The organism is Sorangium sp. So ce281 (assembly GCF_051527395.1).
In the GTDB taxonomy this organism is placed as follows: domain Bacteria; phylum Myxococcota_A; class Polyangia; order Polyangiales; family Polyangiaceae; genus Sorangium; species Sorangium cellulosum_B.
Genome location: NZ_CP150322.1, coordinates 3858910 through 3883289 on the forward strand (window position 1 = coordinate 3858910; position 24380 = coordinate 3883289).

Genomic DNA, 24380 nt, shown 5'->3' on the forward strand with positions numbered 1-24380 from the left:
GCGTTCCTCGCTCACGGCGCCACCCGCAGGTTCACGAGGCCGACGACCCGGAAGCGCTGGCCCACAAGCCGGTTCATGTCGTGCTCCCACTCGATCTTGAAATCTGCGGCCTCGCCCGGCCGATACCCGGCCCCGAGGACATATCCGAACGACGTCGCGCCCCGGTCCGGCCTGAGCGGATCCTCCCAGTCGTACAGCGACATCCGCGCTCCGAGCGCGTAGCGCTGACCGCTCAGCCGCTTCTCTCCCGAGAGATCGGCCCCCGTCCGCCGCCCGCGCTCCCCCGTCTGCAGCATCCCGCGGAGCTCGACCGACGTCGTGCGCGTGCGGTAGCGGCCCGCGAGGTTCGCGAGCACATCGGTCGAGATCGTCGTGGCCCGGTTCTTCTCGTCGCGCGCGTAGTCGCGGAGATCGCCGTCATTCGGATCGAGCGACGTCGCGCCGACGCAGCCTGGTCGCTCCACCGCCTCGCACTGGCCAGCGCCGAACTCCTCCGGGTTGCCTTCGGCGATCCACATCCGCGTGCCGCCCCAGGCCGCGACGTCGAGCTCGCGGGTGATGTCCACCGCCGCCCGTCCGGTGATCGTGGTGATGGGATCGTGGGTGAACCAGTTCCAGATCGAGTCAGCGTCGAACGTCGGAACGAAGTAGTCGACGTCCGCCCCCAGCGTGACGCGGCTCCCGGCGTACACCTCCACGCCGCCGTAGAACGAGCCGACGAGCTGGTTGTAGAAGTCGTACGTCACTCCGCCCTTGATGCCGCCAAGGTCCGGCTTGTTGATGTTGGCGGCGTACCCGAGCCGATCCTGCGAGATGCGCGACCCGTCGGACGTCCGGACGCCTCCGTCCGGATCCGGGAACTGCTGGGTGACGGAGGTTCCCAGGTTGTAAACGCGGCGGTAGGTCAGGCGACCGTGGATGTAGCTCGGGCCGGCGCTCTCGAGCGCGACGCCGAACGCCGGCGCCAGATCGGCCTCCTGATACGACGGGAAATCGGCCGCGCTTCCGGGTTGAGTCCGGTCGTCACCGAATCCCCGGTGGCTGCCGCGCCAGATCCCCTGCCGCTCGAAGCGCGATGTGGAGAGCGGCAGGCCGCCGCGCTGCTCGAGCCCGCCGTACGCCTCGAGCTGAACGTAGTAGGGCGTCGTCACCCGGACGAGCGCGCCGTCGAACGACCACCACCCGAGCACGTCGCTCACGTACTGGCGGCCGACCCGGAAGCCGAGCCACCCGCTGGCGACGTTCCGCCCTTCGACGTACGCGTACATCAGATCGAGGGGCGCCTCGCGCAGCCCCGGGATGTAGCGCGAGCCGCCATCGACGCTGTAGTCGGTCTCGCCGCCCCGCTGCGCGCCGTCGAGGTGACCATTCATCCCGAAGTCCGCGTCGAGCCGGAGCCGCACGGTCGCCGAGTAGTCGGCCCCGCCTGGGGCGGAGTCGCCCTGGAGGTTGTAGACGGCGAGCCCCAGCGTCTGAAGGAGCCGCCGCCGCTCGATGTTCGTGTCGCCCCAGGGGCCCGCGACCTCGTAGGCCTGGACGCCGGTCGTCGACTCGACCTCGAAGTCGGCTGCGGCCGCGCTGCGCGCGGCGAGCGCGCAAGGCAGCAGGCACGCCGCGGCCAGCGCGCGTGACAGGGGGAGGCGACGGAGGGGAACGCGACGGGCGCTCCCCACGAGCGTGCCTGGGCGCGCGTCGCTGGGGCGCCGGGGACGATGTCGTGACGGAAGCTCCGCCATCCTTGAGCGGTGCTCAATCACAGACTGCGCTCGCTTTCGTCTTGTTGTGCGGGCCGGTCTGCGCGGCTTCGCTCTCAGCTACCGCCGAGGGCTGAACAAGCATGGCGTGGAGTTTCGTCCACGCGCGGTGATGCTGTCAACCCGATCGCAGGACGAACGGACTTGTCACGATGCGCGCCGGGTCAGCTGTATCCGGCGCCCTTCCGGAGCTTGCCGTCCGAGCCCACGCTGAAGCCGTTCGAGTCCTGGAGCGCCTGGCTCGCGCTGCTCCGCAGCTCGGCCGGCACCGTCCAGCCCCGGGTCATCAGCCCCTCGGCGACCTTGTTCTTCACCCGGACCGACTCCTCGGTCGCGAGCATCTTCACCAGCGCTGGCACGCTCGCCTCATCGCCCTGGGAAAATATGGTCTGCACGGCGTGGAAGCGGACCGTCTCGTTGACATCGTCGAGGAACCGCTCGACCCCCACCCGCACGTCGTCGCCCTTGATGTCGCCCAGCGCCATGATGAGCTGCTGCTTCGGCTCGACGTTGCGCGCATACTCCGTGTCGAAGCGGTCGAGCAGCTGGACGAGCTCGGTCCGGTACCCGGTGTCGTCGAGCAGCGCCCGCAGGATCTTGAGCGGCCAGGTGAGCGCCTCGGCCTTGATGCAGAACTCGACCACGGCCGGCACCGCGTCCTTGCCCGCATCGACGATCCCCCGGAAGGCCAGATCCTTCTCCTCTTGATCCGTGATGGAGGGGTCGATCGAGAACGTGAAGCGCCTGAGGAGCGCCGCCGCCGCATCCGCGCTCTTCATCGCGGCGAGCGACTGGATGGCGTCGAGGCGGTCGTACGTCTGAGCGCGCTTGTCCGCGACGACCTTCGCAGGCCCGGCCACCTTCTTGTCGGAGGGGGCGCCCCCGGCAGGGGGATTGCTTTTGCGGAGAAAATCGAAAATACCCAACGCTGACCTCTGGTGGCTGTCCCCGCCGCCCGGTCCGAGCTACCCGGCGAACGTCGCCTGATCTATAGCGGGGCGCATCTTCGTGCGCTACCGGCTCACCCACGTCGTTCGGCTCGCAGCGGCAACCTCTCGTATGCCTCACGCGCCTGCCTAGCGGCTGAGCCCGTATCACACGAACCTGCACCCCGCTAGAGTGGCTCCCTGCAGAGGGTGCTTCCCGCCCGAGCTATCCCGGGCGAACCGGCTCGGTCACCGCGAGCCGGCGCAGCCGTCTACTCCGTCGTCTTGATGCCGGTGGGGAGTTGAATACTCAGGCTCACGGTGACCATGCTCGTGAAGTGGAATTCGCGGTCCTTGTCGTCCACCTTGCGGTCAGGGAACGCCTCGTCCGTTCCGAGCCCGTGGTTGTCGAAGCCCGAAGTATTCCATGCGAACGGCAGGGCGCGCCACTCCGCGCCGAAGCCGATGAAGTCCGATGGGTAGAAGTTCCAGCCGAGGCCGAACGTCGGCGCGAAGGCCATGCGGCTTTCGAGCCCGAAGGTCTCCGAGCAGGCGTTCTGGTTGGTCGTGCCGCACTCCTTGCGCTCCTTCACGCCGATCGCCGCGGCTCCCGCGAAGAAGCTCACGTCGGTGTCAACGAAGAGCTCGGCGAACAGCGCCAGCTTTCCGCGGAAGGGAACGACCGTGACCTGGGGCGCTGCGACCCACTGGATCTGTCCGAGCTGATCCTTGGTCAGGTCGCCCTTGGTCAGGTTGACGCTGGTCAGCTGGCACGCCTTCGTGAACGGTTGGGCGTCGCAGTTACGCCCGTCGATCGCGACGCGCTGGAGCTCGTCCGTCAACCCGGCGTTGTACTGAAACCCGTACCCGCCCCAGGCGCCGAAGCCGAGCCAGTCCGTGAAGTGGTAGGTGAGCCGCAGGCCCGGCATGATCGTCCGCCGGTACTCGTCCAGCAGCGTGAACGATGCGCCTGGAGCCACCTCGAACCGCCCGTCACGGTGGAGCCGGAGCTTCCGCACGGCCGGCGCGCCGGCCAGAGGGCCCGTGAGCTGAATCTCCTGCGCCTCCGCGGGCGCAGCCGTCATCAGAAGTGCACAGCCGGTAAGCCCTGCCACCACGGTGCAGAGGCTCTGGACGAATCGACGCATCATGCCTGTCCCCGTCTTTGGCTGAATCATCCTATGTCTCGCGCTCGGCGTCTGCGCGTCCCCGCGTCCAAAATCCTCACTTCGGCAGCCGATATTCCCAGGAGAACGGCAGGAAGACCGACAGCCCGACCTGCGCCTGGACGTTGTTGGTGAAGCTCTTCCCCTCGGCGAGCCAGGTGCTCTTGTCCTGAGGGTTGATTGTGTCGACGCTGGGGTTCTCGAGCTCGTCGAAGAAGATGTAGTCGCTGACCTCGAACATCGCCGCAAACCAGCGGTTGAAGAAGATGCGGAGGCCACCGCCGACGTGGAACGAGAGCTTCGGCTTCCAGTCGAAGGTGCGGTTGTCGGGATCGACGACGGCCATCGGCCTCGTCGAGATCGCGCCGACACCGCCCAGCACGAAGAAGTCGTAGTGGAAGATGAAGTCGCTGAACCCGGCGAACTTGCCGTACGCGGGGACGTAGGTGAAGTTCGCATTCGCGTTCCACTGATACTCGGTGATCGGCTCGCCGACACGCGCCGCCCTGCTCGTCTGGAAGTTGAAGTCCGACGGCGTGTTGAGGGCACCGTACCAGTTGCCGTTGACCCCGATCGCGAGGACGTTGGTGAGGTACCAGTTGACCGCGAGCCCCGGCCCGTTGTGGCCGACGAACTGATCGTTCATCGTCAGCCCGAAGTACGGGTTCACCTCGAAGCGGTGGTAGCGCAGCGCGTAGATCTGCTGCACCGCGTAGGTCTCGTTCTTGAGATCCTTCGCGGCCTCCTTCTCCAAATTGATCGTAGGACACGCCGTCGGGTCGATCGCACAGATGTCCCCAAGCCCAGTCGTCTCGCCGCCCTCGGCAGGGGCCGCGGGCGCCTCCACCGGCTCCGTGCCCTCGGCAGGAGTCTCTGGCTCGTCGAGGTTGATTTCCTTGGGTTGCTCTTTTGGCTGAGCCAACGCCGTAAGCGGCATCGCGACCAGCGCAGCCGCAACGAGAATCCCCACGCGAGCCTGGTTCATCGCCATCCCTTCCGAAGTCCGTGCGATGCGAGCGATCGATCGCCCAGGTAGTACAACAGCTTCCTAACTACTCGAATTCATTAAATAATTCGGTCAACCGCCAAGCCCGACGGACTATATCACGTCGAAAATAAAAGGATCAACAACCAAATCCTTTTGCCACGGACGACCGGCGGCGTCGCAGAGGGGACCCGCCGGGTGGGCACGCGGCGAGCGGCAGACTCGCTGCACAATCACCGCGGGCTCGGATCGCCGGTGTGCTTGCGCCGAGGGCGCGACGATGGTGACCCCTGACGGGTTCAGCGGGAAAGGCGCGGCGTGCCGAGACATCGGAGCCATCGCCCGTTGGTTGGACCGGTGTCGAGCCGCGCGATTGGGTGGTGAGGAGAGATCGAGCGCCGCCGGCGCTCACGCCGCGGAGTGCGCGTCAGGCGGCCGCGTCTTCGGAGCCGCTGGCGCGGCCGAGCATCGCCTCGACGAACTCGTCGGGCTCGAACTCGCGGAGGTCTTCCGCGCGCTCGCCGATGCCGACGTACCGGACGGGCAGCCCGTGCTCGGCGCAGATGCCGAGGATGACGCCGCCCTTGGCGGTGCCGTCGAGCTTCGTCAGCACGATGCCGGTGATGGGCAGCGCCTCCTTGAAGAGCGCGGCCTGCTGCATGGCGTTCTGGCCGTTCGTCGCGTCGAGCACGAGCAGCGTCTCGTGAGGCGCACCCTCGAGCGCCTTGTTCATGGTGCGCGCGACCCGGGACAGCTCCTCCATGAGGTTCGTCTTCGTGTGCAGCCTGCCGGCGGTGTCGGCGAGCACCACGTCGGCGCCGGTGTCCTTCGCCTTCTGGATCGCGTCGAAGATCACCGCGCCGGGGTTCGCGCCGTCCTTGCCGCGCACGACCTCGCAGCCGACGCGCTTGCCCCAGACGTTGAGCTGCTGCACCGCCGCCGCCCGGAACGTGTCGCCCGCCGCGAGCACCACCGTCCGGCCCTCGGCCTTGAGCTGCGTCGCGAGCTTGCCGATCGTGGTCGTCTTTCCCACGCCGTTCACGCCGACCACCATCACCACGGTGGGCTGCGCCTTCAGCGGCAGCCCGCCGCCCGCGCCGACGCGCAGGATCCGCTTCGCGTGCTCGCGCAGCGCGTCCCAGACCTTGTCGGTGTCGGCGAGCTCGTTCCTGCTGAGCGCCGACCGGATCTCGTCGAGGAGGAGCTCTGTCGTCTTCACGCCGACGTCCGAGGTGAGCAGCACCTCTTCGATCTGCTCGACGACGTTGGGATCGATCTCCTTCTTGCCGGCGAACAGCGCCTTCAGCCGGCCGAAGAACCCCTCGCTCTCCCGCACCTTCGTGAGGCCTTTGCGGAGCCCCTCGATGTCTCGCTTGCGCGCGGCCGGAGGCGCGGTCTCCCGCGCTGGTCTGGCGGCCGGCTTGACGGCCGGCGCCTCGATCGCGGGCGCGACGGCCGCCTCCGCGACGGCGGGCTCGGGCGCCGCCGGCGCGATGGCGGGCGGCGGCGCGACGGGCGCCTCGACAGGGGCGGGCGCCGCCGCGGGCGGCTCCTCCTGCGGCGCGGGCTCCTTCGCCTTCGCCGGAGGAGCTTCCTCCGCCGGAGGCTTCTTCGGGGCACGCGGCTTCTCGGTCGGCTTGTCCGCCGGCTTCTCGGAGGGCTGCTTCGCCTTCTCCTGGAGCTTCTTCGGTTCGGGGGGCGCTGCGATCTCCGGTGGCGGCGCCTTCTTCGTGACGAAGTAGACGATCGCCGCCATCACGACGAGGCCGACGATAATTAGGGCGATTTCCACGTTGGCGTTCTCCGGCGAGGGAGCCGACTATATGGGACGCACCCCATACGTCAACGTGCGGTCGCGCGGGGGCGCGATCCGACCAGCGAAACGGCAGATCGGCGCGGCGACGGGGCCGGCGCTCCGCGGGCCCCGTCGCCTGGCTCACGGGGCCAGCGGCGAGGCGCCCGGCTTGGGCTCCGACGCCCCGAGGTCCTGCTCGATCCGCTCGTCCACGGGATCGGGGCCGAAGGCGGCGTGCTCGATCCGGCTCGCCCAGAGCTCGACCTCGCGCTGCTGAACCCTGCTCGCCGCCCGGCGCACGTGCCCGGGCGTCGGCTCCGGCGGCCCCTCGAAGGGCGCTCCCTGGCGCCGCGCCCAGCGGACGAGGCGATCGAGGACGGCGCGGCGCCGCGTGACCAGCGCGATGCCCAGCTTGCTCGGCGACGGGAGCGCCTGCTCATGGCTGCTGTGCATCGGCGCGCGGACCACGAGCCTCGCGTCGCTCCGGTACGGCGCCTCGATCGAGAACTCGCCGACGTCGTCGGTCAGCGCGCGGGCGATGACGCCGCTGCCGTCGAAGGCGGGGACGACGATCACGAGCTCGGCGCGCGCGATGGGCGTTCCGTCATGCGCGTCGGCGACGGCGCCGCGCCAGCCGGTCGCGCCCTCGAGCGGACCCATGACGCGCACGCCGGCGCGGCCGGGCGGCGCGACGGGCCGCTCGTCGCCCGCGCGCGCCGTCGCGGCGCGCTTCGGCGCCCGCCGCCATCCGCCGAGCACCCAGCCCGCGATGGCGAGGACGGCGGCGCCGAGCGCGATCTGCCGCCACGCCCCGGGGCCCGCGACGGGCACGTCGATCGCGAGCTCCGCGCCGGGGATCCACCACGGAGCGGCGGGCACGTAGCGGAGCGAGATCGGGACCGCCCCCGCTCGCTCGGCGGTGAACGCGGCGATCACCCGCGCCTTGCCGCCGGTCACGGTGGCCGCCCCGACGGGCTCGCCCGCGCGCAGCGCCTCGACCACGCCGCCTTCGACCGGGCCGCGGGACGAGCGCACCTCGACGTCGATCGGCACGCCGTCCTCCGCGCGCGCCGGCTCGACAGGATGCGACAGCGCAAGCGTGACCTGCGCGTACCGGACGACGCTCTGGCTGACGCTCGCCTTCGCGAGCGCGGCGGTGCCATCGAAGCGCGCGCGCAGCACGCCCTGTCCGGCGCCGTCGAGGCGCTCGGTCGGGAGCTCGAAGCGCGCGCGGCCGTCGCCGCCGGTCGGAGCCTCCGCGAGCCGCGCGCCGCGCTCGTCCTCGAGCACGATCGGTTGGCGCTCGCGCTCGAGCGGCGCGCCGCTCCCGACGCCGCGCGCGCCGCTGCGATCGAGCCGGAGCGCCACGGTGACGTTCACCGTCGGGCGATCGAGATCGACCGCGTCGACCGGCGGATCGAACCGGAGGATCACCGGCGCGAGCGGGGCCGCGTGCGCCTCGATCGGGATCTTCGCCTCGACCGCGTCGTAGAGCTTTCCCCCTGCGAACCGGATGCGCAGCGTCGCGTCCGCGAGCGGCGCGCGCCCGCGGAGGCAGAACCCGCCGCGCTCGTCCGTCGCGATCACGTAGCCGCCTTGCGAGGGGCGAGGCTCGCGTGCGCGCGCCGCGCCGTCGGCCGCGCACCCGTCGACCGCCGGCAGGACCGCGGGGGCGCCGGCGCTCGTGAGGGCATCGATGGAGAGGGGCGCCCCCGCGATCGCGCTCCGCGCGTCGTCGACCACGCTTCCGCGCACGACGAACCCGTCGGGCTCGGTCCATGCGACCGCCTCGATCTGCGCGCTTCCGCGCACATGGATGCGGAGCGGCGCACCTTGCGTCTGCGCGTGCGCCGCGGGCGCCGCCGCGAGCGCCGTGGCCGCGAGGAGCGCCCACGGCAGGCATCGTCTCAGTCCGCGCATCTCCCGAAGGCCTCCGGCGAGCTCCTCGTCATGGTCGCGCATTATCCGTCACGCCGACGCGGTACGGGCAAGGGGAAGCCGATCCGGAGCCGTGCCGAGCTCGCGCTCGCCCGGCGCCCGCGGCGCGACCGAGCGAGCAAGCGGCGAGTGCGGACGTAAGCGGACGTGAGCGGACGTGCACGCGAGCTCGCGGCAGCGCGTCGGGTCGATGGCGGCAGCGGTGGGTAGACAAGCGGATGGTGAAGCCGTGTTCGCCGTGAGCCCAACATGGTTCACGCGTTGAAGCGCCGCGGGCAGGCCGCGTCAAACCGTCCAGTCTGGTCGCAGCGAGGAGCGAGCGAATGCAAGGCAAAAGTGCGAGCGTGTGCGCACCGAATTTCGGGCGTAGACCCGCTGATCCGATCGCCACGGCGGCGATGCGCTCGTGTATCGTCGAACGTGGAATGCGTCGGCCCTTTTCAGTGCTCGTGTTGCTGGTTGTGACGCTTGTACTCTCGCTGATACCCACGAGGCTCTACGCGGATCAGCGCACGGGCTACCTCGCCGACCAGCTCAGGACCAACGAGGACTATCGCGTCCGCACGCAGGCGGCGCTCGCGCTCGGCGCGTCGGGAGACGACGCCGCCACGAGGCCGCTCTGCGACGCGCTCACGGACAGCAACGCGTCCGTCAAGGTCGCGGCGGCCGCGGCGCTCGGCAAGCTCGGCAAGCCCGCGGGGCTCGCGTGCCTGGAGCGCGCCGAGGGCCGCGAGCAGACGCCGGCCGTCAAGTCGCAGATGCAGAAGTCGATCGCGGCGCTGTCCGCCGGCGGCGGGGGCGGCTCGGCGGCGCCGCCGCCTCCGGGCGCGGACACGAAGTACTATGTCGCCATCGAGATCACGAACAAGAGCGGCCGCCCCGAGTCCGAGATCGAGCCGCTCGTGCGCGCCGCGATACAGTCGAAGCTCCTCGCGAAGGCCGGCTACGCGGTCGCCCCCAAGGGCGAGACGGCGGCGCAAGGCAAGAAGATTCTGAACGGCAAGAAGCTGAAGGGCTTCTATCTCCTCGCCACGGTCGAGCCCGCCGTGTACCAGGGCGGCAACCTCACGCAGGTGGTCCGCGTCAGCATGTGGACCTATCCGTCCAAGTCGCTCCAGGGTGAGTTCGCGCCGAAGCTCACGCAGAGCGGCACCCCGAAGAAAGACGTCCAGAGCGAGAACATCCTGATGAAGATGTGCGTCGAGAACGCGGTCGAGACCTTCCACAAGGTCGTCGCCTCGTTGTGACGCACCTTCGCCGCTCGATATTGGCTTCTCCAGTGCCTCACGACCGTTGTCATCTCCAGCCAGCTTCGAGGATCCCATGAGCGACGCTTCCAGCACGGCCCCGCAGACCTCCGCGCCGGAGGTCAGAGCGCGCTACCAGCGGAGCGCGCGGAACTACCTGCTCGACCAGAACTTTCAGCTGAAATACACGGGGTTCCTCGTGGGGATCAGCCTTGCGCTCTCCGTGGCGCTCGGGGTCCTCCTCTGGAACGCGAGCTCGAAGATCATCGAGCAGAGCCGCAGCGCCGTGCAGCAGGGGCAAGAGATCGTCCGGCAGGGTCAGGAGACCGTCAAGCGCGGCCAGGAGGTGCTCGTCCAGAGCCGTCGGGTCAGCGAGGTCGTCGCGATGAACATCGCGAAGGAGTACAAGGACGACCCCGAGCTCGCGAAGACGTTCGGCGAGGCGGCGCAGCGCGACGAGAGCAAGCTCAAGGACGAGCAGTCGCGGCTCGAGCGGGACGCGGCCACGCTGCAGCAGCGGGCGGAGGCGCTCGAGCGGCAGGCCGCCGACGTCGCGAACAACCAGCAGATGCTGCTGCGCCTCATCGTCGCGCTCCTGTCGTTGCTCGTCCTCGGCGTCGGCATCGCGGGCATCGTCTTCACGCACAGGATCGCCGGGCCGATCTTCAAGATGAAGCGGCTGCTCCGTCAGGTCGGCGAGGGCAAGCTGATCGTGCGCGAGAAGCTCCGGAAGGGCGACGAGCTCCAGCACTTCTTCGAGGCGTTCGAGAAGATGGTCGAGGACCTGAGGGCGCGTCAGCAGGGCAAGATCGCGACGATGGATGCGATCCTCGAGAAGCTCGAGGCGGGGGCGCGCGCCCAGAAGGGGACGATGGAGATCGACCCCGAGGGCCTCTCCCAGCTGAAGCGCCTGCGCAGCGAGATGCAGGAGCAGCTCGACGCGTGATCGAGCCCGCGCGCGGTCGATCGACGGTCGCGCTGTCCGAATCCCTCCCGAGATCAAGCCAAAAATAAGAGAACGCCGGGCCGCGCGCTCCGGGTCCCTCCGGCCCCTACCGTCGCCGCGCGGTGCTCGCGCGCACAGGAGACGGGTCCAGATCGGCGTTTTCGGCACGGAGGCGTACTTCAGTACGCCGAGTACCGAAAACGTCGAGATGGGCCCGTATCCGCAGCGCGCGAGCACCGCGCTAGAAGGCGGCCTTGATGATCTCGACGCTCGCTTCTCCGCTCGGGAGGAACGTCACGGACGCGGCGTCGAAGCGCATCCGCTCCACGCCGCGCACGCGCGAGAACGTGGCGCGCCAGAGCCGCTCGCCCGCTCGCCGCACGCGGGCGCGCTTGCGCGCGTCGATGCTGTCGAGGGCGCGGACGTACGAGCCGGCGCCGCGCGTCCGCACCTCGATGATCACGATGACGGGGCCGTCGCGCGCGATCACGTCGATCTCCAGCCGCCCGACCCGCGCGTTGCGCGCGACGATCTCCACGCCCTGCGCGGCGAGGTGAGCGACCACCGCGTCCTCCGCGCGCGCACCGAGCGCTCGCCGCGCGTCGGCCGCCGGAGCGCCAGCGGGCCCGATCGCGGTCCGGCTCGTCGCCGAAGCCGCCGGCGCGCTGCGCGTCGCGGCGCGCCCGGGTGGCCGGCCGTCGCGTGAGCCCGAATCGTCGCTGGGAGGGAGGGAGAGGGAGGTGCCGGCCAGATCGGCCGCCGTCGGGCGAGGGCTTCGCGAACCGCGACGGCCGGTCACCCGACGCCTAGAAGCCTTCGCACTGGTCCGAGTTGGCGCGGCCCTGCACGTCGCCGCAGGCCCCCTCGTTCTCGAACCCCGTGTTCTGCTTGATGCAGTACTTGCCGGTGATGTTCGGGTCCCCGAGGCCGACGTTCGGCCGGATCTCCGAGCAGGTGAAGCCCTGCGGGCACTCGCAGAAGTTGAAGTTCGGGTCGTCCGGCTCGCCGTCGGCCACGCCGCACCGGCACGAGCAGTACACCGCCTGCTGGGCGTTCCGGTTCGAGTTGGCGGCGCACTGGCCGCACACGGGCGACGCGACGGGCTGGTCGTCGGTCCCTGGCACGCAGCAGGACAGGCCTTCGTTCTCCGCTGCCGACTTGGTCGGGTCCTGGCAGCCCTTGAAGTTGTCGTGGCAGAGGTACAGCTTGCAGACGCCCTCCTCGCACTCCCAGCCGTTGCCGGGGCAGTCCTCCTTGACGCCGCAGCGACAGAAGGCGCCCGCGGGGTCGCACATGCCGCTGAGGCACTGGCTCGCGCCGCCGTCCGGGCTCGACGGTTCGCAGTCGGGCGCGTACGTCCCCGACTCCTTGCAAGTGGTGCACCCGCCCTGCCCGGGCGTACACGTCGCGGGCGCCTCCTGGCCGAGCGGGCAGCTCACGCGCCCCTGGAAGTGGTTCACCAGGCAGATCCGCGTCTGGCACTGGAAGGATCGCGATTCGATGTTCTCTTCCGTCACCTTGAAGCCAGCGAACTGCGAATCGTACTCGTCTTCAGGCAGACACGGGTCGCCGACGCCGCCGCTCTCGCACGCGGAGGGCAGGCTCGCCATTGCGACGACGCTGAGCAGGCCGAGCAGGCCGGACAGAATGGAACGGGTCATCAGAACGTGCTCCTTCGGCGGCGGTGCGCGCCACCGCTTCGGCAGAGGCGCGCGGACGGGAGGCAAGAAAACGCTCAAGTCGAGGTGCTCAAAGGCACAACGTCAGCGGTTGGACCCTAGACGAAGCGCGCCTCGAGCGTCAACAGCCGGATGGGGCGCGCCCGTCCACGCCGCCGAGGTGGGCGGGTGCCGCCGGTGCGAGGCGTTCGACCCTGCCCGCGCTGGTCCCTTGGCAGCGGACGGTCAGACCGTCGTCCGGGCGGCGGCGGAGGGAGCAGCGCGGCGAGGGCGCGACGATCGCGTTGTAAGGAAGCGAGCGCGCCTCCGTTCGATAATTCCACCGTCGACTCCTACGCGGTGCGCAACCCCAAGGTCGACCCGGCGCCCGGTGTCTCAGGACGGGAATACAAGAGGGCGCCCCTCGCCCGGCATCGCTTGACAAGCTGCGCGCCACAATCCTACCATCCCCCGCCACACGCAAGTATCCGTTGATTCTCATTGAACTTTTTGGTTCCTGACCGAGCTGCCTCGGGGGTCTACGGCGCGCGTTCTCCGTGTGTGGAGCCGCGAACGGGGCGAAGGGGCCACGATCTTTACGTCGCCGAAAGCGAGGAACGACGATGCGGAACCGGGTGGCGAGTATCTGCCTTGTAGCTTCTGCCCTGTTGCTATCCCCCGCCGTGGGGCATGCGCAGCCCGGCAAAGGTAAGCCCGTCGCGGCTGAAAAGGCGGACGCCAAGGGCGACAAGAAGCCCAGCAAAGAGGTCAACCTCGACGAGGATGCCGGCCCCGTGACCGCGGGCCAGATGACGGAGGAGGCGGCGCAGGGCAAGCGGCTCTTCGACAGCGAGCGGTGGAGCGACGCCGCGCGGCAGCTGAAGCGCGTCGTCGACGGCGACACCGGCGATGACGATGGCAACAAGCAGATCGCCCAGTACCACCTCGCGATCGCGCTCTACCGCCTGCAGTTCTACCAGGCGAGCTACGCGATCTTCTCGCAGATCGCCGACAAGCCGAACCACCTCAAGTTCAACGAGACGCTGCTCTGGCTGTCCAAGCTCGCGACGCAGCTCCCGGAGCCGGCGGACATCATCGAGCGCGTCGGCAAGTACAAGACCGAGCAGATCGCGCGGTTCAACAACCCCCAGCAGCGCGACCTCTACTGGCAGCTCAACTACCTGCTCGGCCGCTACAAGTACCGGAACCGGAACTACGAGGAGGCCATCAGCCTCTTCGCCAAGGTCGACCCGAACAGCAAGTACTACGTCCAGGCCCAGTTCTTCAGCGGCATCTCGTACGTGCAGCTGCGCAAGTCGGTGCCGGCTGTCAAGTCGTTCCAGCGCATCGTCCAGGCGATCGACGAGGGCGTCGAGGGCCTCGAGGACGAGGCGCGCATGCGCGACCTCGCGTTCCTCTCGATGGCGCGCACCTATTACTCGGCCTCGGTCCGCCTCGACGACAACAACGTTCCGACGATCGACGCCGCGAAGCTCTCGGCCGCCGTCAAGTACTGGAACCGCGTCGACGTCGCGAGCGAGTACTGGCTGGACAGCCTCTTCGAGCAGTCCTGGGCGTACTTCATGGCCGGGCTGTACCCGCAGGCGCTCGGCAACATCCACACGATCGAGTCGCCCTACTTCCCGAACTCGTTCTATCCCGAGGCCGACATCCTGAAGGCCGTCGTCTCGTTCACGATCTGCCAGTACGGCGACGCGACCACGATCGTCGCGAAGATGAAGAAGAAGTACGAGCCGATCAAGAAGGACCTCGAGTCGATCCTGGTGCGGTACCAGGGGGAGGGGAACGAGGAGCGCTTCTTCCAGTTCCTGAAGGACGTGGGCGCCGGCAAGGGCGACATCCCGCCGAGGGTCCGGCCGATCGTCGAGAACGCGCTCTCCGACCGCCAGCTCCGGCGCAACATGGAGTACGTGCGCATCCTCGATGAGGAGGCGGATCGGTTCAAGAAGGCGCCCGTCAACTTCCGCAACTCCCCGGTCGGCAGCGACGTGACCGACGCGCTCGAGTTCGCGAGGAGCCTCGCGGTCCGGAACGCCGGCACGCTCGGCCGGGAGCGCTACCAGCGCAACCTCGACGAGCTCAACGAGCACCTCCGCGACTCGTCGAAGATCCTCATCGACATCACCGCGGCCGAAAGGAACAAGCTCGATCAGCAGGTCGTCAGCGGCCAGCTGTCGAAGGAGGACGCGCTCACGTACGGCGTCGTCAAGCCCGACGACGAGCACGTGCTCTGGCCGTTCGACGGCGAGTACTGGCGCGACGAGCTCGGCTTCTACCGGCAGGTCGTGACGTCGAAGTGCAGCAAGTGAGCGATTTCATCATGGTTGGCCCCGCGGCCAGAGGTCGCGGGGCAGGCAGCGCTTCCTCACGGGGGTCCGTGGCGGAGGGACGGAGATGGAGATGAAGCAGTCGAAGTTCGGTGTACTGCATGCGCTCCGCGCGGCGGCGGGTACGTTGGCCGTGGCGGCGTGCGCGGTCACAACGAGCCCCGCGTCGGCGGCCGACGCGTGCATCACGCAGCCGGCGAAGGATGCGATCGCCGCCTGTCCGGGCGGCAAGCTCCAGGTGTCGGCGGGCAAGAAGCCGCAGGTCAGCTTCAAGTCTGCCCCGCAGGGGATCCAGCTGAAGAAGCGCGAGGACTTGACGAAGCCGACCAATCCGACGGCTTCACAGGCCTCGGCGCAGCGCGACGAGCGGCGAAATCGCCTCGCCCCGAAGGTGAGGAGCCTGCTGGTGACGGAGATCCAGGGGCTCGAGGGACTGTACTCCTCGACGCCGAAGAACGCTCCGGACCGGCCGAAGCTGATGCGGCGCCTCGCCGAGGGCTACGTCGAGCTCGAGTCGGCGGCGTTCCGCGACAAGACCGAGGGGCAGATCAAGGCGGACGAGGCCAAGCGGAAGAACCCGAAGGCGGTCGCCGGGCTCCGGGCCGAGATCGGCAAGGCCGACAAGATCCTCGTCCTCGCGCGGAAGCAGGCGATCAAGTACTACACGGACCTGAAGACGCAGTATCCGAAGTACTGCCAGAGCACCAACGCGGCCGACCCCGCGAAGAGCACGGGCTGCACGGACGAGGTCCTCTACTACCTCGCCTACGAGTACGAGCAGGCGCAGCAGCTCGAGAACGCCCGCAAGGTCTACTTCGAGCTCATCAAGAACTGGCCGAACTCGAAGTACATCCCGAACGCGTACCTCGCCTTCGGTGAGCTCTTCTTCAACGAGGCGCAGGGCGACCCGTCCAAGTGGGACCTGGCGGAGCAGTCGTACGTCAAGGTCACCCAGTACCCGCCGCCCGAGAACAAGGTCTGGGGCTACGCCCACTACAAGCTCGGGTACGTCTACTGGAACAAGGGCGACTTCGCCCGCGCCATCAGCGAGTTCAAGAAGACGATCGAGTACGGGCAGCAGTTCCAGCAGATGCCGAACGCGGCGCAGCTCGCGGTCTCGGCGCGGCGCGACATCATCCCCGTCTACGCGCTCGCGGGCGACCCGCGCAAGTCGCACGACTTCCTCCGTCCGCTCAGCGGCGACGCGAGCGGCAGCTCCGAGAAGACGTTCAAGATGATGGACGACCTCGGGCAGAACTACCTCGACACCGGTCACTACAAGGAGGGCATCGAGCTCTACACCGACCTGATGACCCGCGATCGGGGCCCGAGGTACTGCGTCTACCAGGGGCACATCGCGGAGGCGACGCTCGCCATGAAGTCTGGCAACAAGGACCAGATCATGGGTGAGCTCGGGCGCCAGCTCGACGTCCACAACAAGTTCCAGGGCGAGGGGCACCCGGCGGACGCCAAGCTGAAGTGCTCGAACATCACCGCCGGTCTGCTGACCGAGACGGCGATGGCCTGGCACCTCGAGGCGGTGGGCTCGGGCGGCGTGCGCGGCACCGGCGACAAGAAGACGATGCAGCTCGCCGCGCAGCTCTACGACAAGGTCGTCAACAACTTCAAGCAGGAGCAGTTCGCCAAGTTCGAGTTCCCCCGCATCCTGAAGGAGGACTGGCCGAACATCTTCAAGATCAAGTACGCGATGGCCGACCTTCTGTACTTCCAGAAGGACTGGGCCAAGTGCGGTCCCGCGTTCGACTCGGTCGTGGCCGAGGACCCGAACGGCCCGCAGGCGGCTGAGGCCGCGTACGCCTCGGTGCTCTGCTACCAGAACATCTACACCGAGACCCACAAGGACGGCTCCGACAAGAAGGGGTCCGGCAACCTCCCCGACGGGGGGACGGGCAAGAAGGGCGACAAGAAGGCGGAGAAGGCGAAGTTCCAGCCGAAGGACTTCAGTGACAGCCAGAAGGGCATGATCACCGCCTTCAACCGGTACGTCTGCTACATCAAGCCCGCGGCCAACGACAAGGAGGCCCAGGAGCAGTACGTCGAGGTGAAGTACGCGCGCGGCCGCACGTACTTCGAGGCGCAGCACTGGGAGGAGGCCGCGCTCGCGTTCCGCGACGTGGCGCTGAACCACGCCGACAAGGAGGTCGGCATCTACGCGTCTCAGCTCTACCTCGAGTCGCTCAACGTCCTCGGCGCGAACATGGATCCGCCGCGTCCGTCTTGTTACGACGACATGGCCGCGGATGTGCCCAAGTTCATCGACCTCTACTGCAAGGGCGGCAAGGAGAAGGAGAACGCCGAGCAGTGCGGCATCCTGATCCGCATCCAGCGCGACATCGAGCGCCTGCGCGCGCAGAAGCTCGTCGAGGCTGCTGACGCGGCCGGCGGCGTCGAGGCCCTCAAGAACTATGAGAAGGCCGCCGGCGCCTACATGGACATGTGGAAGAAGTACGGCGAGGCTGCCTGCGAGGCGAAGCAGTCCGCGTGCGAGAAGAGCGAGGAGATCCTCTACAACGCGGCCAAGGCGTTCCAGGCCGCCCGCCTCATCGCCAAGTCGATCTCGGCCCGCAAGATCCTGCTCGACCCGCGGTACGGCCTCCACAACACCGAGCTGGCGAAGACGTCGATCTACGAGATCGGCGGCAACTACCAGGCGATCGCGGTCTACGACGAGGCGGCGAACTGGTACGAGCGCTACGCCCGCGAGAACCCGAAGGGGGACAAGGCCGCCGAGGCGCTCCAGGACGCGGTCGTGCTGCGGCTCGGCCTCGGTCAGGAGGACCAGGCGATCAAGGACGCCGACCTCTTCAACAAGAACTACGGCAGGGCGAAGCCGGCGCAGACCGCGCAGATCGCGTTCGCGATCGGCGCGCACTACATCGATCGCGAGGACTGGGATCAGGCGCGCCGGCGGCTGTCGACGGCGATGCCGCAGATCGACCGCAACGCGACGTTCGACGTCCAGGTGCAGGCGCACGCGATGTACGCGCGCGTCCTGCTGCGGACGAAGAGCGTGACCCCGGCGAACGGCGAGTACAACAAGGTCCGCGGCTACTGGAAGGACCCGGCGGCCGCGCTCAAGAAGCTCGACGCGATCGGCGGCGAGGAGCCGGAGAAGCTGCGCCGGCTCGGCAAGGTGCTGACCGCGGTCGGCGAGGCCTACTTCCACTTCGCCGAGCAGAAGCGGAAGGACGTCGATAAGATCAAGTTCCCCGAGTACAAGGGCTCCGGGAACCGCGAGGACGTCCTCAAGCACATCAACACCAAGGTTGCCGACTGGGTGAAGAAGAAGCGCCCGGCGATCGAGGCGGCTGACGTCGAGTACCAGAAGATCCTCAAGCTGGAGCCGACGCCTCCGCCGAGGTGGGTCATCGCGGCCGGCGCGCGCGTCGGTCAGATGTGGGGCAAGTTCGTCGCCGAGTTCCGTGCCGCGCCCATCCCGAAGGAATGGAAGGGGCACGGCATGGTCCCGGGCACCGACGTCTCGTACGACGAGATCCGGGGTGAGTACTACTCGCGCCTCGACGAGGCGAGCGAGCCGCAGAAGCAGATGGCGAAGGGCGCGTTCAAGACCTGCCTCGACCTGTCCGTGAAGTACCAGTACTTCGACGACTACTCGCGTACCTGCGAGGTGTGGCTGTCGAAGAACTACGGCGCCGAGTACCACCTCATCGACGAATTCCGTGGCTCGCCGTCGCGGGTCAACTCCGGCATGAGCGAACGCCCTGCGCCGCTGAACCTCGACGGGACCCCCTTCCGAGAAGCGCTGACCGCAACCGACAAGCCGGCTGCGAGCAAGGACAAGGAAGAGGGCGAGGACAAGAAGGCGGGCGAGGATAAGAAGGCGGCTGGCGCGTCCAAGGAAGGCTCGGCGCTCGATCGGGCCACGACCCGACCCAGGAAGTGATGGAGCGAAACATGAGAAGCATCACCTCATTGACAGCGGTTGCGATGCTCCTTCTGGCCGCGACGGGTTGTGGCGGCGGCAGCACCGGCGGTACGGCCCAGGGGGCGAAGGACCCGACGACGGGCAAGACGATCACGGACAGCAAGGGCCAGGCCGTGTCGGTCGAGGCGGCCAACAAGTTCAAGACCGCCATGGACGCCATGGTCCAGCACGACAAGGCTGGGGATTGGTCCGAGGCGACTTGCAGCTCGACGGCCCAGCTGTTCCTGGACGCGGCGGACCAGCAAGGGGACGCGACGTTCGCCGAGGCCATCTACAACGCGGGGCTCTCGTACCAGCGTTGCAAGAAGGACTCGGAGGCGAAGAAGCACTTCACGCAAGCGCTTCAGAAGAACCCGAAGTTCCACCCCGCGCGGGTCCAGGTGGCGCTCTACAACCTGGCGGAGTCGGGCGAGAGGAACCTCGACGCGGCGATCAGCGAGATGCGCCAGGCCGCCGTCGTCGATGCTCAGTACAAGAACGTCGAGGCGCTCGTGCACCTCGCGCTCCTGTACATGAAGCGCGGCAACCAGGTCGCGGACAACGATGGCCCCAACGACTTCCAGCGCGCGAAGCGGTACATCCAGAGCGCGCTGGCCGTCGATGATGCCTTCATGCCCGCGTTCAACCAGCTCGCGATCTACTACCTGGAGACGGCGAAGCAGAAGGCGGGCAGGAAGACGGGCAAGGCGGTCGCGACCAACGTCAGCAAGCAGAAGAAGGTCGACACCCAGGCGCTGGAGCTCGCGGCGCTGGTCTGCTCCCAGGCCATCCGCAAGAACCCCAACTACGCGCCGATCCACAACACCGCGGGGATGATCCAGGTCGAGCTCGCGAACCTGAACGGCGCCGTCCAGGAGTTCAACCTCGCGAGGAGGCTCGATCCGAGCTTCTACGAGGCGCAGATGAACTACGCGGCGGTGAACCTCCAGTTCCGCGGGTTCCAGCAGGCGGACGAGGCGTACCGCGCGGCCCTGAAGATGCGTCCGAACGACTACGACGCTCATCTGGGCCTCGCGCTCGCCCTGCGCGGTCAGATCGATGACGCGAACTTCGACAGCATGGTGGCCGCCGCCAGCGCTGAGCTCGAAGCCGCCAAGAAGGTCGCCCCCGAGCGCGCCGAGACCTACTACAACGAGGCGATCCTGACCCAGGAGTACAAGGCGAAGTCGGGCGGCAAGGGGGCCGAGGGCGCCCTCATGTCGGCGAAGGGGCTGTTCGGTCAGTTCATCCAGAAGGCGGGCGCCAGCGCCGAGTTCGCCGACGCGGTGAAGCGGTCGAAGGAGCGTATGAGCGAGATCGACCAGATCATCGCCTTCAACAAGCAGACCGAGGCCGAGCGGAAGGCGGCCGAGGCCGACATGAAGACGAAGGAAGCCGAGCAGGAGGCAGCTGCCGGGAGCGAGGGCGAAGGGGGCGATGCGACGACCCCGGCCCCGGCTCCTGCCCAGTAGCGGAGCCTCGCCAGCGGACGTCTCGAGCGGTCCGGGTCGCAAGGAGGGGGAGCGAGGGATACGGTAGTATTCCGGGCGAGCTCGACGGGCGGGTCGGACTGCGTGATGGTGCGACAGACAGCGGCACCTGGAGCCCTCTTCTCTCGCTGCACGAAGCTGCATCAAGGAGAAGGGGGCTCGCTCTTTTCGTCTTCGTCGCCGCGTTCTGGGAACCTTGGGTGGAATCGGTTGTCGAGGCGTGTGTGGGTCGTTCTCTCCGACGCCTCGATAGCATGCGAAGCTGGTTGACCGGCCGCCGCGGAAGGCGGTACAATGGCACTGTAACCGAGTCGAAACATTGTGAGGAGGCTGGAATGAGAGGGTTGACCCGATTGGGTGCGGGAGTCGTGGCTGCCGTTCTTACGAGCGTGGTCGCCTCATCGGCGTTCGCGCAGGGAGCGGCTCCTGGCGGTGGGAAGAAGGACGAGGGGTACGGGTACGAGTTCTCGGACGATCCGCTGAACGCCGGCGGGTTCGGCCCCAACGACGCCACCATCCGCGTGCGGCCCGGCCCTGTCCGGACGACGCTGATCAGGCCCCGCACCTCGTTCGTTCCGGAGATGCTCAAGTCGGTCGAGAACCTCTGATGTGACGGGCAGGTTTGGCACCTGCCCTATCGATTTACCCCCCGGTGCTGGGGGCGTGCGCCGCGCGGCGCATAGGGAAGGCTGGCGGAGATGGAAGGCAAGCAAAGGGTCGCTCTCACATTTGCGCTCTACCAAAACGAGGCGCTCGTCCGCCGGGAGACGATCACCCAGGATATCGTCAAGGTAGGCAAGGACGCGAAGAGCCATCTGCGTGTCGATGACGAGCTTGCCTCGCGCATGCACGCGGTCATCGAGGTCGCCTCCCCGCAGGACATCACGCTCATCGATCTCGGCAACGAGCCGGGCACGATGGTGAACGGGGCGCGCGTCAACAAGTGCAAGATCAGCCCAGGCGACCAGCTCCAGATCGGCGGCACGAAGATCATGCTAGAGCGCGCGGAGCCGGTGGCGGTCGCCGCGGCCGCGGGCCCTGCGAAGCCGGTTCCCGCCAACCCGTTTGCGGCGGCGCCTGGTGGGAACCCGTTCGGCGCTGCGGCGCCCGGGAATCCGTTCGCGGCCGCGCCGCCTGGGAACCCGTTCGCCGCGGCCTCCGCTGGCGGGGCGGACCCGTTCTCCTACAACAACCCGTTCGCGCAGTCGGCGCCGGCCGTCGACGAGGTGCCCCCGGACGCGCCCGAGGGCTCCTACACGTACACGCTCGTGAAGAACGGGCCGGACGTGCCGAGCGACGAGACCGAGGTCCCGGCGGCCTCGGTCGAGGTCATGATTCTGTGGGATGCCGCGGTGCTCCACGTCGAGCACCTCACGCCGCCGCGCTCCTTCTACGTGGGTGAGGAGGCGGGGAAGAACTTCAAGTGCGACTACTTCATCCCCTCGGAGAAGCTCGGCACGACGCGGGCGCCCATCCTCCTCGCGGATCGCTCCGGCTCGGTCTCCGTGGTGCTCCTGCCCCGCGCGACCGGGACCATCGAGATCCCGGGTAGGCCGAAGATGACGGTGCAGCAGGCGATCGATCAGGGCCTCACGCAGCCGTGCTCCGAGCTCTCTGGCGCCTATCAGATGGCGCTTCCGTCGGGCGGGAAGGCGAAGGTCGAGCTCGACGGCATCATCTTCCAGGTGTCCGCCGTGAACGCAGGCAAGGTCGTGGCCGGCCACCTCCAGCTGGACACGCAGAGCCTGCTGTACACGGGCCTCTCGATGGCGGTTCACCTCGGGCTGCTCGCGGCGATGGCCTTCTTCATGCCGCCCCTCGGCGATACGGGCGAGGACGGGATCTCCGCTGACCAGCAGTTCCTCATCCAGCAGTACCTCGCGGCGGCCGCCGAGAAGGAGATGGAGGAGAAGGAGACCGAGCAGATCGCCGACAACGCGGCGGACAACAAGGAGGGCGGCACCGGTACACGCGCCAAGGGTGAGGAGGGTTCGATGGGTAACCCGAACACCAAGGCCACCGGCAACCGCTACGGCGTCCAGGGGCCCGCCGACAACCCGGATCCGCACATCGCCCGCCAGGCTGCGCTCCGCGACGCCGCGGAGTTCGGCATGATCGGGCTGCTGAACGCCGGCGCCGGCGGCGATCCGAACGCGCCGACCGCGCCGTGGGGACGCGACGATTCGCTCGGGAACGATCCGCTGAGCGCCCGCGGCAACATGTGGGGTGATCAGATCGGCGACTCGTTCGGCGCTGGCGGCCTCGGCCTCTCCGGCATCGGCGAGGGCGGCGGCGGGCGCGGCGAGGGCATCGGCCTCGGCTCGATCGGCACCATCGGGCACGGCGCCGGCACCGGCACCGGCCAGGGCTTCGGCTCCGGCCATGGCCGCCTCGGCGGGTCGCATCGCACCAAGCCGCCGCAGGTGCGTATGGGTGCGACCAGCGTGAGCGGCCGTCTGCCCCCCGAGGTCATCCAGCGTATCGTCCGCCAGAACTTCGGTCGATTCCGGCTCTGCTACGAGAACGGGCTCAGGAACAACCCGAATCTGCAGGGCCGTGTCGCGGTGCGCTTCGTCATCGGTCGCGACGGCGCGGTCTCCAACGTGGGTAACGGCGGTTCGGATCTGCCCGACAACGGCGTGGTTTCCTGCGTCGTTCGGGCGTTCTACGGCCTGTCGTTCCCGCAGCCCGAGGGCGGTATCGTCACCGTCGTCTACCCGATCATGCTCAGCCCCGGCGGCTGAGCCCGCCTCGCAGCTCGGTTCGAGCGAACGCCCCGCACGCCAAGTGCGGGGCGTTTTTCGTTTCAGCGCTGGCTGCGGCCGGCGCCGGGCGTGGGCAGCGGCCTGCGGCGAGCGCCGTGGGGTGGCCAGCTCGGCGCCCGCCGCGCGGGGGAGGGCGGGGGCCCCGCGTGGAGGCGCTGCAGCGAGGCGCATGCGCGGGGTCTGAAGCCCTGGACTTCCGCGGTTGCCTCCGCCTATTCTCGCGTCGCCGCGCGAGGTTCGACGCGCGCCACCTCGGGACGCTTGTGACGGTGCCACACGGAGCGGGGCAGCCCGTCTCCCAGATTGCTGACGGAGCGGCGCAGCCGACTCCGGGACGCTGGAAGGAGCGGCGCAGCCGACTCCGGGACGTTTTGAAGAGGGGCGACGCGACGCCCAGGTCACTCAGAGGCCGGCGATGCCGGGGCCATTCGAAAGGTGAGCGAGATGAAGCTTGGGGCATTCTTGATGGTTGGCCTGGTCGCGGCGAGCGCGGCAGGCCTGGGCTGCAGCCGCCATCGCCAGGAGGCCGTCATCCTGGCGAATCAGGCCGACAAGGAGGTCGCCGTCAACCCCGACGGTGCGGCCAACAAGTACGAGCAGGCGACCAAGCTCGACCCGAACAACCACCGCATCTTCTTCAAGCTGGCGATGGCACACAAGAAGTCGGAGTCGTGGGACAAGGTCGCATCGACGCTGGCTCGCGCCACGCAGATCGCCCCGAAGTTCGCCAACTACTGGTTCGAACGGGGCTGGGCGCTCGAGCAGCAGGCGAAGAAGAAGACGATCTCGTACGAAGAGGCCAAAGAGCCGTACCAGAAGTGTATCGAGAACGACCCCAACTTCGCGGATTGCTACTCCCAGCTCGGGAACGTCTACCTCTGGACGGACGACGAGCAGAAGGCGCTCGAGAACCTCACCAAGGCGATCGAGCACAATCCGGGCGAAATCCGCTACTACGCGGTGCTCGCCGACCTGTACACCCGTCTCGGGTACACGAAGGAGGCCGAGCAGGTGCTCAAGGAGGCGAAGTCGTTCGCGAAGCCGGGGGACAAGTACCTCTTCGGCGTCCACAGCCTGCTCGCGTCGGTCTACCAGGACCGGGGGTCCACGGCGGAGATGGTGTCCGAGCTCGAGGCCGCCAAGGCGGTGGCGCCCACGGATGGTCCCGAGTCGGTACAGATTCTCTGGAGTCTCGGGAGCACCTACGCGACCCTGGATCCGCCGCGCAAGCAGGAGGCAATCCAGATGCTCAAGGGGTTCACCACGCGCGCCTGCAAGGGGTCGAAGGCGGCGAGCTTCAAGACCGAGTGCGAGACGGCGAACACGCTCGTCGCGCGGCTCGGCGGTCAATAGCCGTGATGCCGCGCGCGGCACGGGGCACCTAAGCGTTTCAATTCGTTCGAAGGTCGGGGCCGA

Annotated in this window: 16 protein-coding genes; 8 read left to right on the top strand and 8 right to left on the bottom strand. The window is 68.3% G+C overall.

What is annotated here, in order from left to right:
• Positions 1-11: 11 nt before the first annotated feature.
• The 6 genes from WMF27_RS14755 to WMF27_RS14780 form a co-directional block, all read right to left on the bottom strand.
• On the bottom strand, positions 12-1673 hold the full coding sequence (locus tag WMF27_RS14755; protein WP_437768243.1) for a hypothetical protein: 1662 nt from the start codon (positions 1671-1673) through the stop codon (positions 12-14).
• Between the two features lie 245 nt (positions 1674-1918).
• Entirely contained in the window at positions 1919-2680 is a 762-nt protein-coding gene (locus WMF27_RS14760) for a HEAT repeat domain-containing protein (protein ID WP_437768242.1), read from the bottom strand.
• A gap of 272 nt (positions 2681-2952) precedes the next feature.
• Complete coding sequence (locus WMF27_RS14765; RefSeq protein WP_437768241.1) at positions 2953-3831, bottom strand: hypothetical protein; 879 nt, start codon at positions 3829-3831, stop codon at positions 2953-2955.
• Positions 3832-3904: 73 nt separating this feature from the next.
• A complete protein-coding gene (locus WMF27_RS14770; protein WP_437768240.1) occupies positions 3905-4600 on the bottom strand; it encodes an outer membrane beta-barrel domain-containing protein in 696 nt (231 codons plus the stop codon).
• A gap of 658 nt (positions 4601-5258) precedes the next feature.
• The gene (gene ftsY, locus WMF27_RS14775; RefSeq protein ID WP_437768239.1) at positions 5259-6623 is read right to left on the bottom strand and encodes a signal recognition particle-docking protein FtsY; all 1365 of its coding nucleotides are present in this window, start codon (positions 6621-6623) and stop codon (positions 5259-5261) included.
• Between the two features lie 144 nt (positions 6624-6767).
• Complete coding sequence (locus WMF27_RS14780) at positions 6768-8546, bottom strand: carboxypeptidase regulatory-like domain-containing protein (RefSeq protein WP_437768238.1); 1779 nt, start codon at positions 8544-8546, stop codon at positions 6768-6770.
• A gap of 479 nt (positions 8547-9025) precedes the next feature.
• Between WMF27_RS14780 and WMF27_RS14785 the strand changes: the two genes are divergently transcribed.
• On the top strand, positions 9026-9811 hold the full coding sequence (locus tag WMF27_RS14785) for a HEAT repeat domain-containing protein (protein WP_437768237.1): 786 nt from the start codon (positions 9026-9028) through the stop codon (positions 9809-9811).
• A gap of 76 nt (positions 9812-9887) precedes the next feature.
• Positions 9888-10757 carry a HAMP domain-containing protein gene (locus WMF27_RS14790; protein WP_437768236.1) on the top strand — a complete coding sequence of 290 codons (870 nt, stop codon included), beginning with the start codon at positions 9888-9890 and terminating at the stop codon, positions 10755-10757.
• A 241-nt stretch (positions 10758-10998) separates the two neighbouring features.
• On the opposite strand, the gene WMF27_RS14795 is transcribed toward WMF27_RS14790, so the two are convergent.
• Positions 10999-11322 carry a YraN family protein gene (locus tag WMF27_RS14795; protein ID WP_437768235.1) on the bottom strand — a complete coding sequence of 108 codons (324 nt, stop codon included), beginning with the start codon at positions 11320-11322 and terminating at the stop codon, positions 10999-11001.
• A gap of 241 nt (positions 11323-11563) precedes the next feature.
• Positions 11564-12418, bottom strand: a complete 855-nt coding sequence (locus WMF27_RS14800; RefSeq protein ID WP_437768234.1) for a hypothetical protein — start codon at positions 12416-12418, stop codon at positions 11564-11566.
• 680 nt (positions 12419-13098) lie between these two features.
• On the opposite strand from WMF27_RS14800, the gene WMF27_RS14805 reads away from it, so the two are divergent.
• From WMF27_RS14805 to WMF27_RS14830, 6 genes are all read left to right on the top strand, one after another.
• Positions 13099-14745, top strand: coding sequence for a tetratricopeptide repeat protein (locus WMF27_RS14805; protein ID WP_437768233.1), 1647 nt, complete (start codon positions 13099-13101; stop codon positions 14743-14745).
• A gap of 91 nt (positions 14746-14836) precedes the next feature.
• Positions 14837-18688, top strand: a complete 3852-nt coding sequence (locus tag WMF27_RS14810; protein WP_437768232.1) for a tetratricopeptide repeat protein — start codon at positions 14837-14839, stop codon at positions 18686-18688.
• A gap of 11 nt (positions 18689-18699) precedes the next feature.
• Positions 18700-20181 carry a tetratricopeptide repeat protein gene (locus WMF27_RS14815; protein ID WP_437768231.1) on the top strand — a complete coding sequence of 494 codons (1482 nt, stop codon included), beginning with the start codon at positions 18700-18702 and terminating at the stop codon, positions 20179-20181.
• A gap of 386 nt (positions 20182-20567) precedes the next feature.
• Positions 20568-20807 carry a hypothetical protein gene (locus tag WMF27_RS14820; RefSeq protein ID WP_157906686.1) on the top strand — a complete coding sequence of 80 codons (240 nt, stop codon included), beginning with the start codon at positions 20568-20570 and terminating at the stop codon, positions 20805-20807.
• A 90-nt stretch (positions 20808-20897) separates the two neighbouring features.
• Positions 20898-22943 (top strand): AgmX/PglI C-terminal domain-containing protein, encoded by a 2046-nt coding sequence (locus WMF27_RS14825; protein ID WP_437768230.1) that lies wholly within the window; start codon positions 20898-20900, stop codon positions 22941-22943.
• A gap of 465 nt (positions 22944-23408) precedes the next feature.
• Positions 23409-24317, top strand: coding sequence for a tetratricopeptide repeat protein (locus WMF27_RS14830; RefSeq protein ID WP_437768229.1), 909 nt, complete (start codon positions 23409-23411; stop codon positions 24315-24317).
• Positions 24318-24380 lie beyond the last annotated feature (63 nt).